Source organism: Georhizobium sp. MAB10 (genome assembly GCF_045012825.1).
In the GTDB taxonomy this organism is placed as follows: Bacteria; Pseudomonadota; Alphaproteobacteria; order Rhizobiales; family Rhizobiaceae; genus Georhizobium; species Georhizobium profundi.
In genome coordinates this window covers 1643962-1662651 of record NZ_CP118314.1, presented here as the reverse complement: position 1 = coordinate 1662651, position 18690 = coordinate 1643962, and the positions used below count along the sequence as shown (strand labels likewise).

Annotated in this window: 21 protein-coding genes; 12 read left to right on the top strand and 9 right to left on the bottom strand. The window is 62.5% G+C overall.

The annotated features are described in order from the left end of the window. Positions 1 to 3: 3 nt before the first annotated feature. A complete protein-coding gene (locus PU133_RS07630; protein ID WP_404864148.1) occupies positions 4 to 1065 on the bottom strand; it encodes a DUF1176 domain-containing protein in 1062 nt (353 codons plus the stop codon). 134 nt (positions 1066 to 1199) lie between these two features. Here PU133_RS07630 and PU133_RS07625 point away from each other — a divergent pair, with 134 nt between their 5' ends. From PU133_RS07625 to PU133_RS07615, 3 genes are all read left to right on the top strand, one after another. Beyond that, entirely contained in the window at positions 1200 to 2093 is an 894-nt protein-coding gene (locus tag PU133_RS07625; protein ID WP_404864147.1) for a DMT family transporter, read from the top strand. 282 nt (positions 2094 to 2375) lie between these two features. Continuing rightward, positions 2376 to 2591, top strand: coding sequence for a cold-shock protein (locus PU133_RS07620; RefSeq protein WP_126009215.1), 216 nt, complete (start codon positions 2376 to 2378; stop codon positions 2589 to 2591). A gap of 213 nt (positions 2592 to 2804) precedes the next feature. Then, positions 2805 to 3278 (top strand): BA14K family protein, encoded by a 474-nt coding sequence (locus tag PU133_RS07615; protein ID WP_404864146.1) that lies wholly within the window; start codon positions 2805 to 2807, stop codon positions 3276 to 3278. 64 nt (positions 3279 to 3342) lie between these two features. Here PU133_RS07615 and PU133_RS07610 read toward each other — a convergent pair whose 3' ends face one another. The 3 genes from PU133_RS07610 to PU133_RS07600 form a co-directional block, all read right to left on the bottom strand. After that, positions 3343 to 3990, bottom strand: coding sequence for an MBL fold metallo-hydrolase (locus PU133_RS07610; RefSeq protein WP_404864145.1), 648 nt, complete (start codon positions 3988 to 3990; stop codon positions 3343 to 3345). A gap of 102 nt (positions 3991 to 4092) precedes the next feature. After that, positions 4093 to 5106, bottom strand: a complete 1014-nt coding sequence (locus tag PU133_RS07605; RefSeq protein ID WP_404864144.1) for a hypothetical protein — start codon at positions 5104 to 5106, stop codon at positions 4093 to 4095. A 130-nt stretch (positions 5107 to 5236) separates the two neighbouring features. Next, on the bottom strand, positions 5237 to 6127 hold the full coding sequence (locus tag PU133_RS07600) for a branched-chain amino acid aminotransferase (RefSeq protein ID WP_126009207.1): 891 nt from the start codon (positions 6125 to 6127) through the stop codon (positions 5237 to 5239). 184 nt (positions 6128 to 6311) lie between these two features. Between PU133_RS07600 and PU133_RS07595 the strand changes: the two genes are divergently transcribed. From PU133_RS07595 to PU133_RS07585, 3 genes are all read left to right on the top strand, one after another. Beyond that, a complete protein-coding gene (locus tag PU133_RS07595) occupies positions 6312 to 6794 on the top strand; it encodes a MarR family winged helix-turn-helix transcriptional regulator (protein WP_126009205.1) in 483 nt (160 codons plus the stop codon). Positions 6795 to 6851: 57 nt separating this feature from the next. Then, positions 6852 to 7562, top strand: a complete 711-nt coding sequence (locus PU133_RS07590) for a response regulator (RefSeq protein ID WP_126009203.1) — start codon at positions 6852 to 6854, stop codon at positions 7560 to 7562. A 120-nt stretch (positions 7563 to 7682) separates the two neighbouring features. Further along, on the top strand, positions 7683 to 9017 hold the full coding sequence (locus tag PU133_RS07585; RefSeq protein WP_404864474.1) for an ATP-binding protein: 1335 nt from the start codon (positions 7683 to 7685) through the stop codon (positions 9015 to 9017). Positions 9018 to 9035: 18 nt separating this feature from the next. On the opposite strand, the gene PU133_RS07580 is transcribed toward PU133_RS07585, so the two are convergent. The 5 genes from PU133_RS07580 to PU133_RS07560 all read right to left on the bottom strand — a co-directional run bounded on the left by PU133_RS07580 (position 9036) and on the right by PU133_RS07560 (position 12716). Next, on the bottom strand, positions 9036 to 10187 hold the full coding sequence (locus PU133_RS07580) for a GGDEF domain-containing protein (RefSeq protein WP_404864143.1): 1152 nt from the start codon (positions 10185 to 10187) through the stop codon (positions 9036 to 9038). A gap of 139 nt (positions 10188 to 10326) precedes the next feature. Next, entirely contained in the window at positions 10327 to 10677 is a 351-nt protein-coding gene (locus tag PU133_RS07575; protein WP_404864473.1) for a tRNA-binding protein, read from the bottom strand. Beyond that, positions 10677 to 11453, bottom strand: a complete 777-nt coding sequence (gene proC / locus PU133_RS07570) for a pyrroline-5-carboxylate reductase (RefSeq protein WP_404864472.1) — start codon at positions 11451 to 11453, stop codon at positions 10677 to 10679. Before proC ends, PU133_RS07575 begins: the two co-directional genes overlap by 1 nt. Before the next feature lie 61 nt (positions 11454 to 11514). Continuing rightward, positions 11515 to 12015, bottom strand: a complete 501-nt coding sequence (locus tag PU133_RS07565; RefSeq protein ID WP_126009194.1) for a YbjN domain-containing protein — start codon at positions 12013 to 12015, stop codon at positions 11515 to 11517. 398 nt (positions 12016 to 12413) lie between these two features. After that, positions 12414 to 12716 carry an accessory factor UbiK family protein gene (locus PU133_RS07560; RefSeq protein ID WP_404864142.1) on the bottom strand — a complete coding sequence of 101 codons (303 nt, stop codon included), beginning with the start codon at positions 12714 to 12716 and terminating at the stop codon, positions 12414 to 12416. A gap of 175 nt (positions 12717 to 12891) precedes the next feature. Between PU133_RS07560 and lgt the strand changes: the two genes are divergently transcribed. From lgt to PU133_RS07530, 6 genes are all read left to right on the top strand, one after another. Further along, positions 12892 to 13752 (top strand): prolipoprotein diacylglyceryl transferase, encoded by an 861-nt coding sequence (gene lgt / locus PU133_RS07555; protein WP_404864141.1) that lies wholly within the window; start codon positions 12892 to 12894, stop codon positions 13750 to 13752. Between the two features lies 1 nt (position 13753). Next, positions 13754 to 14893, top strand: coding sequence for a class I SAM-dependent methyltransferase (locus PU133_RS07550; RefSeq protein WP_404864471.1), 1140 nt, complete (start codon positions 13754 to 13756; stop codon positions 14891 to 14893). A gap of 70 nt (positions 14894 to 14963) precedes the next feature. Further along, positions 14964 to 15758: a peptidoglycan editing factor PgeF gene (gene pgeF, locus PU133_RS07545; RefSeq protein ID WP_126009186.1), complete on the top strand. Its 795-nt coding sequence runs from the start codon at positions 14964 to 14966 to the stop codon at positions 15756 to 15758. A gap of 5 nt (positions 15759 to 15763) precedes the next feature. Then, positions 15764 to 16915 carry a Xaa-Pro peptidase family protein gene (locus PU133_RS07540; RefSeq protein ID WP_126009184.1) on the top strand — a complete coding sequence of 384 codons (1152 nt, stop codon included), beginning with the start codon at positions 15764 to 15766 and terminating at the stop codon, positions 16913 to 16915. Between the two features lie 91 nt (positions 16916 to 17006). After that, positions 17007 to 17609, top strand: coding sequence for a hypothetical protein (locus tag PU133_RS07535; protein WP_404864140.1), 603 nt, complete (start codon positions 17007 to 17009; stop codon positions 17607 to 17609). 89 nt (positions 17610 to 17698) lie between these two features. Then, positions 17699 to 18631 carry a ribose-phosphate pyrophosphokinase gene (locus tag PU133_RS07530; RefSeq protein ID WP_404864139.1) on the top strand — a complete coding sequence of 311 codons (933 nt, stop codon included), beginning with the start codon at positions 17699 to 17701 and terminating at the stop codon, positions 18629 to 18631. Positions 18632 to 18690 lie beyond the last annotated feature (59 nt).

Genomic DNA, 18690 nt, shown 5'->3' with positions numbered 1-18690 from the left:
GCGCTACTGCGCAGCCGGCCAGACAAGCGGCCAGGACTCTGGGCCGTCGCCATAATCGCCGTCGCAGTCGTCCTTCACGCGCTGTTCGACAAGCGTAAGCGAGGGGCCGTACCCGTCGTTCTCCACGGACCAGACCGACAGCGTTCCACAATCGCCGATGCCGCGCCCCTTGAAGAAGGATGTGATCCGGTCGGTCGTCTGATCGAAATCGATGTTGTAGGCGAAGGGCTCCGATTGCGGGCCATCCTCGCCCATCACCGGAAAATCCCGTGCGCGCACGGTGGCGAGTTCACCGCCGATATAGACCGCATAGGGGAAATTGTAGGCGCCGCCGAGCCCGCAGGGCAAAAGCAGCATCACGCCCTCATCGCCGCGATCCACGAGCACGCCTTCCATCGCGGCGAAGCGGTCGTCATCGAGGCCGCCGCAATAGCCCGTGTCGTCGGTGAAATCCGCAGCGATATGGGCCGGAAGTTCGTCGAACGAGGTGATCGCACTGATCGGAGACGAGGCCGGCGGCTGGCGATCGCCGATGGCCTGCAGCGCATCTGTGCGCTCCAGGCGGTCCTGGCTTTCGTCGATGAAGAGCAGCGACGCGGTGACGCCCGAAAGCGACACTTCGGTGATCGCCGATGGATCATCCGACGAAATAGAAACAGTCATCTCGGTACCGTTCTTCATGGCCTCGATCAGGCTGCGCAGAACGGCATCGTCTTCGAAGTGAAGCTCGGAATAATCCTCGCGCCGCTCCGCCTCGGCAAATTCGAGCGAGAGGGCCGGGCCGTCCGTGATCTCGATGTCCATGCGCGCGCTTGCGTCTGGAAGCGTCTCCCGAAAGCCGACGGTGAGTTCCACCGGGGCATCCGGCGCGTTGCTGCGGCTGAGGGTGAAAGCATAGAACGGCGCGTCATCCGGCAGGGTCGGCGTCAGCCGGCAGGTGAGCGCAGAGGAGCAGTTCACCTGCCAGTCGCGAAACTCGCGATATCCGGAGGCGACTGCAGCCTCCGTAAGGATGAAAAGCCCGACTGCGGCGAGCGAAAGGTGCTGTAGGTGGGCCTTTTTCATCCAGCAGATCCTCGGCGTGGCGACGATAATGCCGCGCGTCTTGCAGCGGCTTTCACCAACTGTTAGCGCAAGTGCGGGCGATAGCAATCCGACTCCTGTCGTCGTCCTGCCCCTCTCCTTCCCGCTGGCTTTTGATGTCCCGTCTGCTTGCCAATTCCATCCTGCTGACCGCCGGCGCCATTTGGGGCATGGGCTTCGTGGCGCAGTCGACCGCGATGGACGCGATCGGTCCGCTGCTGTTCGTCGCCCTGCGTTCCGCCATCGCCATGCTGGTGACGCTTCCCTTCGCGATCGCCGAAGGTCGAAGGGCGGCAGACGGCCCCGTCATCGCCTTCAGCCCGGGCTTCGTGCTTGCCGGCCTCGCGCTTTTTGGCGGCATCGTCTTCCAGCAGATCGGACTGGTGACCACGACCGTCACCAATTCCGGATTTCTGACCGGCCTTTACGTGGTCTTCGTTCCCATTCTCATGACGGTGATCCTGAGGCGGCCGCCGCATCCCGTCGTGTGGCCGGGCGCGATCCTCGCCTTTGCCGGCCTCGTGCTCCTCTCCGATGGTGCGCTCACCTCGCTCCGGCCGGGCGACCTCTTCACCATTCTCGCCGCAGTCTTCTGGGCCATGCAGGTGATCCTCGTCGGCCAGCAGGCATCGATGACCGGCCGACCTGTTGCGCTGGCCTTCGTGCAGTTCAGCGTCTGCACCCTGCTTGGCCTTGCCGCAGCGCTTGTCTTCGAACCCATCGAGTGGACCGCGATCCAGGCAGCATTGCCCGAAATTCTCTATGCAGGCGCCATCGCGAGCGGCCTTGCCTTTACCCTGCAGGCCATCGGCCAGCGTTATGCCGCGCCCGCCACTGCCGCCATCCTGCTGTCGACCGAAGTGCTTTTTGCCGCCCTTTTCGGCGCCGTGCTGCTCGGCGAAACCATCGGCAGCCTCGGCTATCTCGGCGGCCTCTGCATCTTCGTCGCCATCCTGCTCATCGAAGTCCTGCCTGCGCGTCAGGCTCGAAACGCTGCCGCCTCCAGTTGAGATTTCGCAAGAAACTTTCACTTGCGAAATCTAAGGAGTTCAATCAGTCTTCCCATTGTTCGGACCCGTCGCGAACGAAGGAAAGATGCGTTCCGGAGACGCAAGAATCCTCCGGGCGGATAGACTTGGCCTTGCTTGTCGAAAGCATTGGCAGCCGCAACAACACGAACACTTTTCCTCTCATGACCGATCGAGACCGAGGCATGCCCCATGCATGCAGTGGGGTCGTTCAAGCATGGCCGCGCGCCACCCAGCGGGCGGCGGAAAAAGGGACTGCGTAGAATGCCCGAGACCGGTACAGTCAAATTCTTCAATTCCGAAAAAGGCTTCGGCTTCATCAAACCCGACAGGGGCGGCGCCGACATCTTTGTCCATATCTCCGCCGTGCAGGCCTCCGGCTTGTCGGGATTGGCCGAGAACCAGAAGGTCAAGTTCGACACCGAGCCCGATCGACACGGGAAAGGGCCGAAAGCGGTGAACCTCGCCGTAGACGGCTGATCAGACAGCTCGAGGCCAAGTGCTTGCGGACATGAAAACCTCCCGGCCATGCGTGGCCGGGCATCTCTCCGCTCATAAAATCGTACGGCGGGAAGCTGACGAAATTCGTTCAGCCAGCGTTCAGGCAGCACCCGATAAATTCTCATCATCGCCCAGCGCTTCCAAAGGCTGCGGGGTTCTGTTCAGGAGCGAGGCTCCTTGGGGATCAAGACCATGAAGAAATTGTCGCAGATGCTTGTTCTTGGTGTCGCCGCAGCGGCGACCCTCTTCACCACGCTGGCTCCGGCTGAAGCAGGCCATCGTCATTGGCACAACCGTGATCGCGGCGATGCCGTTGCGCTCGGTGTGCTGGGTCTCGCCGCCGGCGCCATCATCGGCGGTGCAATTGCCGATAGCAACAACAACCGCCGCGTCTATGTCGATCCGGCGCCGACCTATTACCCGCCGCAGCCGACCTACTATCCGCCGGCACCGAGCTATCAACCGGCCTTCCGGCCTGCGCCCGTCTATCACCCTGCGCCAGCCTATCGCCCTGCCCCGGTTTACCGGCCGGTCGTCAGCCAGGGTTATCAGCCCTGGAGCCCGGCCTGGTACGACTATTGCTCTCGCCGTTACCGGTCCTTCGACCCCTCCTCCGGCACGTTCGTGGGCTATGATGGTCAGGAGCGCTTCTGCGTCGCCAACTGACGATCGATCGAACGCCTCAACGAAAAGGCCGGTTCGCGAGAACCGGCTTTTTTTGTTTTATGGGTCAAAGACCCTTCAGATAGGGATTGGTCAGGCGCTCCTCGCCAATGCGACCGCCAGGCCCATGCCCGCAGAGAAAACCGAAATCGTCGCCGAGCGGCAGCACCTTGTCCTTGATCGATCGAAGGAGGGTTTCATGGTCGCCGCCCGGCAGATCCGTCCTGCCGATCGAGCCGCGAAACAGAACGTCGCCGACATGAGCGAACTTGGCTTCGTCATTGACGAAGATGACGTGGCCAGGCGCGTGCCCCGGACAATGGCGCACGGTGAAGACGTGACCGCCGGCGCTCACGCTGTCGCCATCGTCCAGCCAGCGATCGGGTGTGCAATTGCGCACCGGATCGTCGACGCCAAACCGGCGGCCCTGCTCTTCCAGCCCCTCGAGCAGGAAACCATCATCCCTGTGCGGACCGATGATGTCGATGCCGAGCGCTTCTTTGAGCTCCATGGCACCACCCGCGTGGTCGATATGTCCGTGCGTCAGCCAGATCGCCTCGATCACAAGGCCGTTTTGCGCGATCACCTCCTGAATCTTGTCCACCTCACCACCCGGGTCGACAACGACGCCGCGCTTGGTCTCACTGTCGAAGAGGATCGTGCAATTCTGCTGAAATGCCGTGACCGGGATGATGCCCGCCTGAAGTTGTCCCATAAGCAAAACCCCTGTTGCAGTCGCGGGCTAGCACCTTGAGCTTCATGTGAAAAGGGCCGCCTGAAAGAGGCGGCCCACATGGAACATTCCGGAAAGCAGTGGTTAGAGTTCCATCAGCTCGCGCGTGCGGGCACCGCCGAAGCCGGCAACAGCCGAAATCCCGGCGCCGATGAGGCAAGCCAGAAACGCCCAGAGCGACGCGCTGGAAATCGCATCGGCTGCCTGAGCGGCCTGCTCGCGCGCCTGCGCTTCAAGCTGCTCGATTTCCGTGCCGAGACCCTGGACTGACTGGACAGCGGCATCGACCTGTTCGCGCACGGACGTCGAGAACTCTTCGTAACGGGCAATCGCCTGGTCGGTCGCCTGCTCGGCCTCCTGCTGGGTCATGTCGGTGTTTTCAGTCAGCGAAGCAACGATCGCATTGCGATCGATCTCTTCGCCAAACCCTTCAAGACGCGTCTGCAGGTCGTTGGCGAGATTGTCCAGAACAGCAGCATACTCCGTCGGGTTGCTGCGGAGCGCTTCGAACGCATCGGCAAAGTCCGCCCGCGTACCCTGCAGTTCCTCGGAGATCGCTTCCGGCTGAAGGGCCTCGATATCGGTGTCCTGGAGAAGCTCACGAATGTCGGCAGCGGCACCCTCGGCGTCCACATCGGCGAACTGGTCTTCGTCGAAATTGGAAACGACGGCGGAAATCGCATCACCGCCGAGGCCAGCCGTGGTGGAAATGGCAGAGCCGGTCAGCGAGGCGACCGAGCCGATCGCCGAGCCTGCGAGCTGCGTCGCACCGCTGATGGCGAATGCCGAAAGAACGACAGCGGCAATCAAAGCTGTAGCCCAGGACAGAAGACCGTGGACCCAGCCAGCCTGCAGCGAGAGGTAACCTGCAACGAAACCGCCGGCGGCAAGGCTGATGAAGAGCGACAGAACGGACCAAATCCCGAACCCGACACCAATGCCGCCGAGCGGATCGTTCGACTGGGGATCTACGGCGCCAAAGCCGAGACCGGCGCCCAGAAGGGAAAGGAGAATGGAAACGGCAATCACAGTTACTGCGCCGCCGAAAATGCTGCCCCACGAAGCGACGGGGGTTACAACGCCGTGTCGATCAATCATCTGAGTTTTCCATGATAGAGAAAGCGGCGCCGAGGGCGCAGCATCACTCCCAAAAACGAAGATCACTCAGAAAATGTTCCGCCGGATCACGTCCCGTGATCCGGCGTAATGGCACAATATTCGAGCTGCCCTATTCGGCGGCGAGACGTTTCGGCTGCACTTCGGCAGCGTAGTCGTTGACGAGATTGGTCGCGATTTCACCGACGGTAAAGCTGTAGGGCCCGATTTCCGAAACAGGGGTTACTTCCGCCGCCGTGCCAGTCAAGAAGCACTGCTCGAAGCCTTCCAGCTCTTCCGGCATGATCGCCCGCTCTACCACTTCGTAGCCGCGGCGCTTGGCCAGATCGATAACCGTGCGGCGCGTGATGCCGTCGAGGAAGCAGTCGGGCGTCGGCGTGTGGATGACGCCATCCTTGACGAAGAACACGTTGGCGCCCGTCGCCTCGGCGACCTGGCCGCGCCAGTCGAGCATCAATGCATCGGCATAGCCCTTCTTCTCGGCCGCGTGCTTCGACAGGGTGCAGATCATGTAGAGGCCAGCAGCCTTCGACTTCGAAGGAGCCGTGCGCGGGTCCGGCCGGCGGTATTCCGCCATGTCGAGGCGGATGCCCTTCAGCTTCTCTTCCGGCTTGAAGTAGCTCGGCCACTGCCAGATGGCGATCGCGACATTGATCCGGTTGGCCTGGGCCGAAACGCCCATCATTTCCGAACCGCGCCAGGCGATCGGGCGCACATAGGCGTCCTGGAAGCCCTGCATTTCGAGAAGCTTGATGCAGGCATCATCGATCTCGGCAACGCTGTAGGGAATGTCGAAACCGAGGATCTCGCCGGACTTGATCAGGCGTTCGGTGTGTTCGGTCAGCTTGAAGATGCGCCCGCCATAGGCCCGCTCGCCCTCGAACACCGACGAAGCATAGTGGAGGCCATGCGTCAGCACGTGAATCTTCGCGTCCTTCCAAGGCACGAATTCGCCATTGAACCAGATGTGACCATCGAGTTGATCGAAAGGAACGGAAGCCATCGTGTTTCCTCCGCCGCGCCGGAGCTCTTGTGGATCGGTTGCGGCTCTAGTTGTGGACGCCCATCTGCATGAACCCGGCTGCGCGTCGAACCCGGCCGGTGCAGTGTGAGGCAGAACGAAAAGCTAGCAATCCGGTAAAAATATGTCAATATGCCTGACATATCTGAAAGGATCGAACGCGACGATGGCACCAGGCGCAACAAAACCGCAAGCCGCCGAGGCAGGCAAAAGCCAGGCATCCGATCTCGCATCCATCGATACGGAACTCATCGAGCTTCTGTTTTTCGCCTATCGAGACTTCACGTCGGACCCTGACCAGATCCTCCAGCGCATCGAGTTTGGGCGGGCGCACCACCGTGTGCTCCACTTTGTCGACCGTCAACCAGGGCTGACTGTTGCCGATCTCCTCGACACGCTGCGCATCACGAAGCAGAGCCTCGCACGCGTGCTGAAGCAGTTGGTCGATTCAGGCCACATCCATCAAGTCATGGGCGCTGAAGACAGGCGGCAGCGGAAGTTGTATACGACCGAAAAAGGGCGCAAACTCGCACTCGATCTGGCAAAGCCACAGTCTCGCCGTATCGCGAAGGCATTGCGCGATCTGCCCGCCGGGAGCCGCGAAACGGTCGTGAGTTTCCTGCGCGGCATGCTGGATGGGGGCAAGTAGCGACCGGCGGTGGACCTTTGCCGCCGCCCGGCGCGCAGAGGATGTGAGAGGTACTGCGTGACACAAAATCCATCGCCTGAACCGATTTCCGACGATGCTGCCCATCTGCTCGTCGTGGATGACGACACCCGCATCCGCGATCTCCTCAAGCGCTATCTCTCCGAACGCGGCTTCCGCGTCACGACCGCAGCCGACGCTGCGGAAGCGCGCCGCAAGCTCGAGGGCATCGATTTCGATCTGCTCATCCTCGACGTGATGATGCCCGGTGAATCCGGCGTCGATCTCACGCGCAGCCTGCGGGCCGTAAAGGACGTGCCGATCCTCATGCTCACGGCGTTGACGGAAGCCGACAACCGGATCGAAGGCCTCGAAGCCGGTGCGGACGACTATCTGCCGAAGCCGTTCGAGCCGCGCGAACTGGCACTGAGGGTCAGCAACATCCTGAAGCGCGGCGCACAGCCGGCAACGCCCAAGATCGAACAGGTGGTCTTCGGCCCTTACACCTTCGTGATCACCAAGCGCGAGTTGAAACGTGCCGGCGAGCCGATCCGCCTCACCGACCGCGAGCAGGAGATCATGACGCAGTTCGCCGAACGCGCCGGTGAAACGATCCCACGCCATGAACTCGTCGGCTCCGACGCCGAGGTTGGCGAACGCACGATCGACGTGCAGATCAATCGCCTTCGCCGCAAGATCGAGACCGATCCTGCAAACCCCATCTGGCTGCAGACCGTCAGAGGCATCGGCTATCGCCTGAGCGTGGAATAGACGGAGGCTTGGCCGATGGGTCGGCACGAGAGACAGCCGACCGACGCGGCACAGGCACCGCCGCAGGCGGGCCTGAGCCAGCACGCCTTGTCCGCAAGTGCGCTGGAGGACCGCCGCCCAGTGAGCGGCCTGCGCCGCGTGACGCGCTGGCTCAAGCGGCGCGTGCCACGCGGTCTCTACGCACGCGCTCTTCTGATCATCATCCTGCCGATGGTGATCCTGCAGTCGGTAATCGCCTTCAACTTCATGGAGCGGCACTGGCAGACCGTGACGCAACGTCTCTCGACAGCGGTGACGCGCGACATCGCGGCAATCATCGACGTCATCGAGACCTATCCGCAGACAGCGGACCACGCCGAGATCATTCGCATCGCGCGTGAGCGCTTAGCGCTCAACATCGCCATCGAACCGTCGGGAGACCTGCCTCCACCCCGGCCGAAGCCGTTCTTTTCGATCCTCGATCGCATCCTGTCGCAAGAACTGTCCCGCCAGGTGCGCCGCCCCTTCTGGATCGACACGGTGGGCAATTCCGATCTCGTCGAAGTGCGCATCCAGATGGACAATTCGATCCTCCGGATCTTCGCGCGGCGCAGTCAGGCCTATGCGTCCAATACCCACATCTTCCTGCTCTGGATGGTGATCACGTCACTCGTGTTGCTCGCCATCGCCATTCTCTTCCTGCGCGGTCAGATCAGGCCGATCCTGAAGCTTGCAGAAGCGGCGGAGCGATTCGGCAAGGGCCAGAAGCTGTCCGGTTTCCAGCCGCGCGGCGCCGACGAGGTGAGACGCGCGGGCCAGGCCTTCATCCAGATGCGCGAGCGCATCGAGCGTCAGATCGAGCAGCGCACGGCGATGCTATCGGGCGTCAGCCACGATCTGCGCACCATCCTCACGCGCTTCAAGCTGCAACTGGCCTTCCTGGGCGATGGCCCAGAGGTCAAAAGCCTCAACCAGGATGTCGAGGACATGCAGTTGATGCTGGAAGGCTATCTCTCCTTCGCCAAGGGCGAAGCGGAGGAAGACATCGGCACGCTGAACATCGAGACCCTGTTCGGCCGTATCCGCGACGAGGCGGCGCTGCTCGAATCCGGCATCATGATCTCGATCGAGGGCGATCCGCTGGTCAACGTCCGGCCGAACGCCTTCTCGCGGCTTGTTCACAACCTCACGTCGAACGCGTTTCGATATGCCGACAATGTGCGCCTCACTGCTGTCCACGGGCCGCGATGGCTGACGATCACGGTCGATGACGACGGCCCCGGTATTCCGCTGAAGGCGCGCGAGGATGTCTTCAAGCCGTTTTTCCGGCTGGATGAAGCGCGAAATCTCAACGAGAGCGGCACCGGGCTCGGCCTCGCGATTGCCCGCGACATCGCACGCAGCCATGGCGGCGACGTGATGCTGGACGACAGCCCCATCGGGGGCCTGCGGGCAATCATCCGGGTCCCGGCGTGACAGACGCTACCTGAACCGTCAGGCAGCTCGAGGGTACGGACCGCTTCGGACGCGGTTGCGCCCTTCGGTCTTGGCCCGGTAGAGCGCGTCATCGGCAACGGCGATCAGTGCATCGATCGGCTGGCCGCGCTCCGAGCTTACGGTAACGCCCGCGCTCACGGTGGCAGCGATGCTGCGGCCCTCGGCTGCGAAAAGTTGTGCGGCCAGTTCATGCCGGATGCGCTCGGCGATCGCCACGGCGGTGCGCTGGTCGGCGTCCTGGAGGATCACGCAGAACTCCTCGCCCCCGAACCGGGCTGCGATGTCTGTCGAGCGGATATTCGCCCTCATCACGCCTGCAAATCGCGACAGCACGACATCGCCCACGCCGTGGCCGTAGAGATCATTGATCGCCTTGAAGCGATCGAGGTCGAAGACGATGACGGCCGAGCGGGCATTTTGCGTGACAGCGCCATAGCGCTCCGCCAGCCCGCGCCGGTTCAAAAGGCCGGTTAGCGGGTCGGTTTGTGCCTGAAGATGATGATAGCGCGCGATACGCGACTGGTTGACGCCGAGCGATAGCGCGCCGATGCCGGTGAGGCCAATGATGGCGACGATCGAATTCAGGTCTTCAGCCCAGTTGGAAGGTCGCTCCGTCAGAATCCAGAGCCCATCCGCCGCAAGGACGAAGCCGCAGAGGAAGAACGAGATCGCAGTTGCGACATAGAGAATGGCGCCGGTCGTCATCGCAAGCGGCACTTCCTTCCGGCCCGTCCAGTATTCTCTCGCGATCAAAAGCAGGATCGCACCGATCATCACGTTACCGACGATCGTCCCGATGCCGGAGTAACCGAGAAGAAAGGCGACGGTGGTTGGTGCGACACCCGCGAAGACGGCAAACCCGACCAGACGCCAGTTCGCGCGCCCGGTTCGAAACTGCATCGACCCGCCATAGATCAACCCGAACCCCGACAGAAAGGCCATGAACGAGGCCCATTGCAGGGGTTCGTTGTAGGTTTCGCCGAGCATTGCAAACAGGATCACGCCGGCGACGATGGCTGCCAATCCGCCTGACCAATTGACCAGGAAGAGATCGGTGCGCGCCCCCATCCAGGCGCCCAGCAGGGTGACACACAATGCAGCGCCGGAAAAACCGATCGCTGCAAGAAGTGACACTTGATCGAAACCCATACCCACGCCCTGCCCGTTGACGGCGTCACCTTTGAGGATGAAACCCTAAGACGACGTCAACCGAAATGGACACTATCCGGATGCAGCCGAGTTTTGAGCTGCGTGGTGGCGAAAAGGTTAAGGCGGAGGTTTAGGTGTATCAGAACACGCGGCCGCCATTCGGCACGACCTTGTCGACTGCTGCCAGCACGACCTGACCTTCTTCATCCGGCAATCCGAGCGTTAGCACTTCCGAGCGCATCGGGCCGATCTGTCGCGGCGGGAAGTTCACGACCGCGATGATCTGGCGTCCAACGAGCTCACCGGGCTCATAATGCTTGGTGATCTGTGCCGAAGACTTCTTGATGCCGAGTGGCCCAAAGTCGATCCTGAGCTTGATCGCCGGCTTGCGTGCCTCAGGAAACGGCTCCGCTTCCACGATCGTGCCCACGCGGATATCGACTTTTTCGAAGTCGCTCCATGTGATCTCGGCACTCGTCTCTTCGCTCATCATTCGCTCTTGGACAGTTCTTCGGATCGGCTCTTGGCGGCTGCAACGGCCCGGTCGAAGAGGGCCTGCATCGCTCCGTCTTCCATCAGCACGGAGAGCGCCGCCGCCGTGGTGCCGTTGGGCGAGGTCACGTTCTTGCGGAGCGTTCCGGCATCATCGGGTGAACGATGCATCAGTTCGCCGGCACCGGAAACGGTGGCCCGCGCAAGGCGCATCGCCAGATCTTCCGGAAGGCCGGCCTTGCGACCAGCTTCTGCCATGCATTCCACCAGATAAAACGCATAGGCCGGCCCGCTGCCCGAGACAGCCGTGACCGCATCGATGAGCGCTTCGTCCTCCAGCCATTCCACCGGGCCGGAAACGGCGAGCAACGCATCGACCGCAGATTTCTGCCGGTCATCGACGGCATGCGTAGGCACGGCCGCGGTGATGCCCCGCCCGACCATGGCCGGAGTGTTCGGCATGGCGCGCACGATCGCTTCCGCTCCCAGCCCATCGCGAAGAGTGTCGATCGTGGTGCCGGCAGCGACCGAAACGACAACCGTCTGCGCATCGACAAGCGGACGCAGGGTCGGCAGCACCGCCGCCATGGCCTGCGGCTTGACCGCGACGAAGAGGATGCCGGCCTTTACATCACTGGAGGCTGCGGCATCGATCTGGATGCCCGATGCCTCGCTATAGGCCAACATCTCTGGAGATGGATTTGGATCGACGATTCGGATATCCGCGCCCGACAGGCCGGCGGCGACCCAGCCGCGCAGCATGGCGCCGCCCATATTGCCTGCGCCAACGAGGACGACAGGCCCGTGTGCTGCGATATCTCCGATCGCCAAGGCCTCAAGCCTCGCCGACGGTCTCGAACAGAACCGTTTCGAGAGCGCTCTTCGCTTCCATGCCGGACCAGACCACGAACTGGAAAGCCTGGAAATAGATCTCGCAGGTCTCGAGCGCGCTCGAAAGCAGCACTTCCACCTGCTGGTTGGTGGGCTCCGCACCGCCGGCCAGCAGCAGCGACTGGCGGAAGATCACGACGTCTTCCTGCTCCCAAAGATCGAAATGGCCCATCAGCACCTGGCTATTGACCAGCGACAGAAGCCGCACGACCTCGGTGACGCGGCTCGGCGCAACCTTCATGTCGAAGGCGCAGGCCAGATGCAGCGCCTCGAACTCTTCCATCCAGGAGAAGGAGATGTGGTAGTCGGACCACTTGCCTTCGACTGTCATGGCGATTTCGTCTTCGCCTGAGCGTTCGAACGACCATTGGTTCGTCGCAGCCACGAACTCGATCATATCGACCGGATTCGTTGCGCGTTCGAAGCTCACTTCCTGAAGGCTCATGCCACACCCTTTGTCAGCCGGAACCATCGCACCCGTATCCCTCTCATCAGGAAACCGCGGCGCTTATGCGACAGTCTTGCCGGACCTACCCCTTGGACGACGATCCGTGTTCACCAAGCGCATCATGCGCCAAGCCAAACTCAAAGAGCCCGTTTCGAATCATCATTAAAAATCAGTCTATAACGGGAGATTGCTTGCGCCAGCCCTGTCACGGCGGAGGATGGAAATGGGGTGTGGACAGTTCCTGCCAGACAGATTCAGCGGTGAGTCATAACTGACTCTGCCGCCTCGTCTTTTTCCCTCCGGCCAGAGCCGGAAGGGCATGGTTAAAAATCTATGGATAAGTGTGTCGACGGCCCGCGGCGTGTCCCGGGCCGGCACGCATGATCCAGCGACAATCAGCCGATCTTGTCGGTCGTGCCCGTCGCGGTCGTGCCTGTGGCGGTCGTGCTCGACGCGAGCTTGCCTTCGAGGGCTTCGATGCGCTTGAGGAGACGCTCGTTCTCGTCGCGCGCCTTGATCGCCATGTCGCGCACGGCCTCGAATTCCTCGCGCTTGACCACGTCCATCGTGTTCAAGACGCGATCGGCCTGGCTGCGGAATGCCGTTTCGAATTCCTGCCGCACGCTTTGCGCCGTGCCGGCGGCGTCGGTCATCAGCTTGGCGAATTCGTCGAGGATTCGGTTCGATCCGGAGGCCATGAAGTACCCTTTCTGTCTCTGTCAGGCCGACCACGACCTTTAAGCCTTCGAACTAGGAGCGCGAGGCCCTAAATTCAAGCGAATAGAGGATGGTCGGGACGTTTGTGTCTCGCGCCTTGACCACACCACGTTCCACCGTCATCTTCCGCCCGCCATCAACCAGGGTTCCGAGAGCTTGGACTATCTCCTGACACCGCTTGCGGTCCTCCCCTTCCCGACGATCGATCCCGTCATCGTGCAGATCGGCCCGGTTGCCGTTCGCTGGTACGGACTGGCCTATGTGGCCGGCATCATCCTCGGCTGGATCTATGCCCGCAGGCTCGTCGCGAACGAGCGTCTGTGGCCGACAGGCCGGGCGCCCATGACGCTGACGGATCTCGATGACTTCCTGTTGTGGGCGGCGGTCGGCATCGTCGCCGGCGGGCGCATCGGTTACGTGCTGTTTTACGATTTCGCGAGCTTCCTGGCGAACCCCCTGTCGATCTTCGCTGTCTGGACCGGGGGCATGTCGTTCCATGGCGGGTTCCTCGGCACGACGATCGCGATCATCCTCTTTGCGCGATCGCGCCAGATCCCGGTCTGGACGCTGCTCGACACCGTGGCTGCCGTCGTTCCGATCGGCCTTCTGTTCGGACGCCTCGCGAACTTCATCAATTCGGAGCTCTGGGGACGGCCGACGGACGTGCCGTGGGCGTTCGTCTTCCCGACAGGCGGACCGGAGCCGCGCCATCCAAGCCAGCTCTACGAGGCAGCGCTTGAAGGCATCGTGCTCTTCGTCGTGATCTGGCTGCTCATTCATTTCGGCCGCAAGCTGAAGCAGCCGGGCTTCATTGCCGGCACGTTCGTCGCGGGATATGCGGCCTCGCGCATTTTCGTGGAGTTCTTCCGCGAGCCGGACGCTCATATTGGCTACCTCTCCGGCGGCTGGCTGACAATGGGCATGCTGCTGTCGTTGCCGATGCTCGCTGCTGGCCTGTGGGCCATGGCCACCGCCGGTGGCCGCAAGGCGGCTTCGACCAGTGGCGCTCCATCCTGACATGAGCGGGCGCCCACCGCGCAAGACCCCACTTGCCGACAAGATAGTCCGCCTGATCGAAACGGGCGGGCCGCTCAGCGTCTCCGACTACTTCCATATCTGCCTGTCTGATCCGCAACACGGCTATTACATGACCCGCGAGCCGTTCGGTGCGTCAGGTGATTTCATCACCGCTCCGGAGGTCACGCAGCTCTTCGGCGAAATGATCGCGATCTTCCTGCTCGGCGGCTGGCAGGCGGCCGGAATGCCGAGACCGGTGCGCCTGGTGGAACTTGGCCCGGGCCGCGGCACGCTGATGAAGGACATGCTGCGCACGATCCGCAAGGTACTGGGCGCCGACATGGCCAGCTGGAGCGCCCACCTCGTGGAGACGAGCCCCCGGCTGCGCACCATCCAGGCCGAAACGCTGCGGGATTATGCCGATCGCTGCTCATGGCACGAGCGCCTCGAAGATGTGCCGAAGGGGCACATGCTGCTTGCCGCCAACGAGCTGTTCGACGCGCTTCCGATCCGGCAGTTCGTCAAATCCGGATCAGCCTTTCGCGAAAAGGTCATTGGCCTCGACCTGGCAGGAGAGCTCACCTTCGGCATCGGACCGGCGGTAATCGAGGCAAGCGCTCTCCCTCATGACTGGGAAAGCCAGCCTGAGGGCACCGTGTTCGAAGCCTCGCCCATTCGCGAAGCGTTCATGGCCGCGCTCGCGACGAAACTTCGCGCTGAAGGCGGGCTTGCCGCTGTCATCGACTACGGTCATCGCGTGGCGGGTTTCGGCGACACCCTGCAGGCCATGCGCAATCACGCCTTTGACGATCCGCTGGCGCATCCCGGCGAAGCCGACCTGACCAGCCATGTGGATTTTGCGGTTCTCAGCGCCGCTGCACAGGCTTCAGGCGCACATGTGCTGCGCCTGACATGCCAGAGCGACTTTCTCCTCGGCCTTGGTCTTCTTGATCGCGCGGGCCGGCTCGGTGCGGACAAAGACCGGGAAACGCAAAAAGCGATCGAAGTTGCCGTGGACCGCATCGCAGGGATGGGGCCAGGGCGGATGGGCGAATTGTTCAAGGTGCTTGCCATCTCTGGCCAACCGATGGATTTCGCTCCCTTTGCACGCTTTGGCGAAGCCGCCCCCAAGGGCCGCTGAGCTTGATGATTGACAGACTGCCGAGCCGTCGCCACCATCGCCGCGCTTCGACCAAGGGACGGGACGATTGATGCTTGCCACTTCACCACCCCAGCCGATCGAGAGCGATCTGATCGCGCAGGCGACGAGCGGAACCCCTATCAGACATGGGTTTTTCACCCGCCACGGCGGTGTTTCCCAAGGGATCTATCAGGGCCTTAATGTGGGCCTCGGCTCCAATGACGAGCGGGATGCAGTCATCGAGAATCGCGTGCGTGTCTGCGGCCATTTCAACCGGTCGATCGACGATCTCGCCACGCCGCATCAGATCCATTCGCCGGATGTGGTTGTCGCCACCGGCTCTTTCGGGGACGAGCGCCCGAAGGCGGACGCCGTGGTCACCAACATCCCCGGCGTCGTCATCGGCGTCTTGACGGCCGATTGCGGACCCATCCTGTTCTGCGACCCGGATGCAGGCGTCGTCGGAGCGGCACACGCAGGTTGGCGCGGCGCCCTGACCGGCGTGCTGGAAAATACGATCGCCGCCATGGAGAACCTTGGTGCCGACCGTCGGTCGATCCGAGCAAGCCTCGGCCCATCCATCAGCGTGCGCAATTACGAGGTCGGCCCGGAGTTCGTGGAGCGTTTCACAGACGCTGATCCCGACAACCAGCGCTTTTTTGCCGATTCCGATCGTGCCGGGCATGCCATGTTCGATCTGCCGGCCTACACGCTTCACCGTTTGAAGCGGGCCGGCGTCGCGGCAGAATCGACCGGCCACTGCACCTATGAGGACGAGGCCGCCTTCTTCTCCTACAGGCGCACCACCCATCGCGGCGAGCCGGACTACGGTCGGCAGATCGCAGCGATCGCAATCACGGAGTAACCCCCATGGCCCCGCGCTTTGCCCCGGAAGAATATTCCGGCCGTCTCGAACGGTTGCTCATGGCCATGAAGGAGGAGCGGCTCGACGCGCTGCTTTTGTTTGCCCAGGAGAGCATGTACTGGCTGACCGGTTACGACACCTTCGGCTTCTGCTTCTTCCAGAGCCTGATCGTGAAGGCCGATGGGCAGATGAGCCTTCTGACGCGCTCGGCCGATCTTCGTCAGGCACGCCACACCTCCACGATCGAGAACATCACCGTGTGGACCGATCGCGCCAACGCCGATCCGACGGTGGAACTGAAGAACCTGCTCGACGAGATGGACCTGCTCGGCGCGCGCATCGGCGTCGAATACGACACGCACGGGCTGACCGGAACGAACACGCGCCGACTGGACAACCAGCTCCAGTCCTTCGGCAAGATCATCGATGCATCCTACGTCGTCAGCAATCTGCGCCTGACCAAGAGCCCGGCCGAGATCGTGCATGTGCGCAAGGCGGCAAAGCTCGCCGATGCCGCGCTCGACGCGGCCTTGCCGCTGATCGAGCCCGGTGCACGCGAAGCGGATCTGTTGGCTGCCATGCAGGGCGCCGTACTGGCTGGCGACGGCGAGTATCCCGGCAATGAGTTCATCATCGGCTCAGGCGACGATGCCCTGCTCTGCCGCTCCAAGTCGGGTCGCCGGAAGCTCAACAAGACCGACCAGCTGACGCTCGAATGGGCCGGCACCAGCGCGCGCTACCATGCCGCCATGATGCGCACGATCATGATCGGCAAGCCGAAGCAGCGCCACATCGAGCTTTTCGACGCCTGCCTCGATGCGATCCAGCAGATCGAGCCGGTGCTGACCACGGGTCACACTTTCGGCGAGGTCTTCGACGTTCATGCCAGGGTGATGGATGAGCGTGGCCTTGCCCGTCACCGGCTGAACGCTTGCGGCTACTCGCTCGGCGCGCGCTTTGCGCCGTCATGGATGGAACACCAGATGTTTTACCAGGGCAGCCCGCAGCCGATCGAGCCGGACATGTCGCTCTTCGTCCACATGATCATCATGGACTCCGACGCAGGCGTCGCGATGACGCTCGGGCAAACCTATCTGACGACGCCAGGCGCCCCGGAAGCCCTGTCCAAACATAAGCTTGAACTTATTCAGCGTTGACTTAGCCGAACGCCCCGAACCATAAGTTGGCGTGGGCCTGCGCTTGTGTGCCCAGCTTCAAACGGGACGATGAGACGACAGGGATAACGGCATGAGGCGTGCTCCCGGACCGATCCGGATCATCTTGGCGCTCGGCCTCTTGGCCGGATTGGCCGCCTGCACATCGACCGATGGCCCTGTTGCCGCCATTGAGACAGCCGGTCAAAGCAGCAATCCGACCAGCCCGATCGAAATCGACGCTGCGACCTACGCGACACCGGCTGGCGAAGGCGATGGTGCCGAGCTCGCCCTTGTCCCACCGACCTCAGACCAGTCCGCCACGCCGACAATCCGCTTCATGCCGATCATCGGTGCTCCACTGGAAGCCGTGACGCCAATGTCACGCCGTTTGCGCACCGAAGCCGGACGGCTGGGCCTGACTGTCCTGCCTTTCCAGGACGAAACCAGCGCCTACGTGCTGAAAGGCTATTTGTCGGCCGAGCGCGGCGAGACCACCAACACGGTCTATTACGTCTGGGACGTGCTCGACGGCAGCGGCAACCGTCTCCACCGCATTCGCGGCACGATCGAAGCCGAAAAGCCGAGCCAGGCAGGCGCGACGTCCTGGGACGACATCCCGAGCGCAGCCATGGAGAGCGTGGCTGAGCAGAGCCTTCAAGCCTTCACACTGTGGGAAAGCCAGCGGCAGGGCTGATCCTTGGCGAACAATCCGCCGCCGCGGCTTGCAATCGAGACGAGACTGGCTAAAAGGCCGGCAACGGCGCGCAGCACGGGCGGACAATCATGAAAATCTTCGCGGGCAATTCCAACAAGATGCTTGCCGACTCCATCTGCACCTATCTCAATCTACAACTCGGCAAGGCCAGCGTCCGCCGCTTCGCGGACCAGGAAATCTTCGTCGAGATCCAGGAGAACGTGCGCGGCGAAGACGTCTTCGTCGTCCAGTCGACCTCCTACCCCGCCAACGACCACCTCATGGAACTGTTGATCATGATCGACGCGTTCCGCCGGTCGTCGGCCCGCCGCATCACCGCGGTGCTGCCCTATTTCGGCTATGCCCGCCAGGATCGCAAACCCGGTCCGCGCACGCCGATCTCGGCAAAGCTTGTGGCCAATCTGATTACCCATGCCGGCGCCGATCGCGTTCTGACGCTCGATCTCCACGCTGGCCAGATCCAGGGCTTCTTCGATATCCCGACCGACAACCTCTACGCCGTGCCGATCCTGTCGCGCGACGTGAAGGAGCATTACGATCTGTCGAACATCACCGTCGTGTCGCCCGACGTCGGCGGCGTGGTGCGTGCCCGCTCGTTGGCGAAGCGCCTCGATGCACAACTCGCCATCGTGGACAAGCGCCGCGACCGGCCCGGTGAGTCCGAAGTGATGAACGTGATCGGCGACATCGTCGGCCGCGACTGCCTGCTGATCGACGACATCGTCGATTCTGGCGGCACGCTCTGCAACGCGGCCGAAGCGCTGTTGAACCAGGGCGCGACGAGCGTCACCGCCTACATCACCCACGGCGTGCTGTCCGGCGGCGCGGTCGCCCGCGTCACCTCCTCCAAGCTGAAAGAGCTGGTCATCACCGACAGCATCCAGCCGTCGCCAGCGGTCCAGGCGGCCCACAACATCCGCGTCATCACGACGGCGAACCTGATCGGCGAAGCCATCAACCGCACCGCAGCGGAAGAGTCGGTCTCCAGCCTCTTCGACTGATCAACATTCCGATCGCTTTAACGAAAAAAGGCCGGGCGATGCGCCCGGCCTTTTTCACG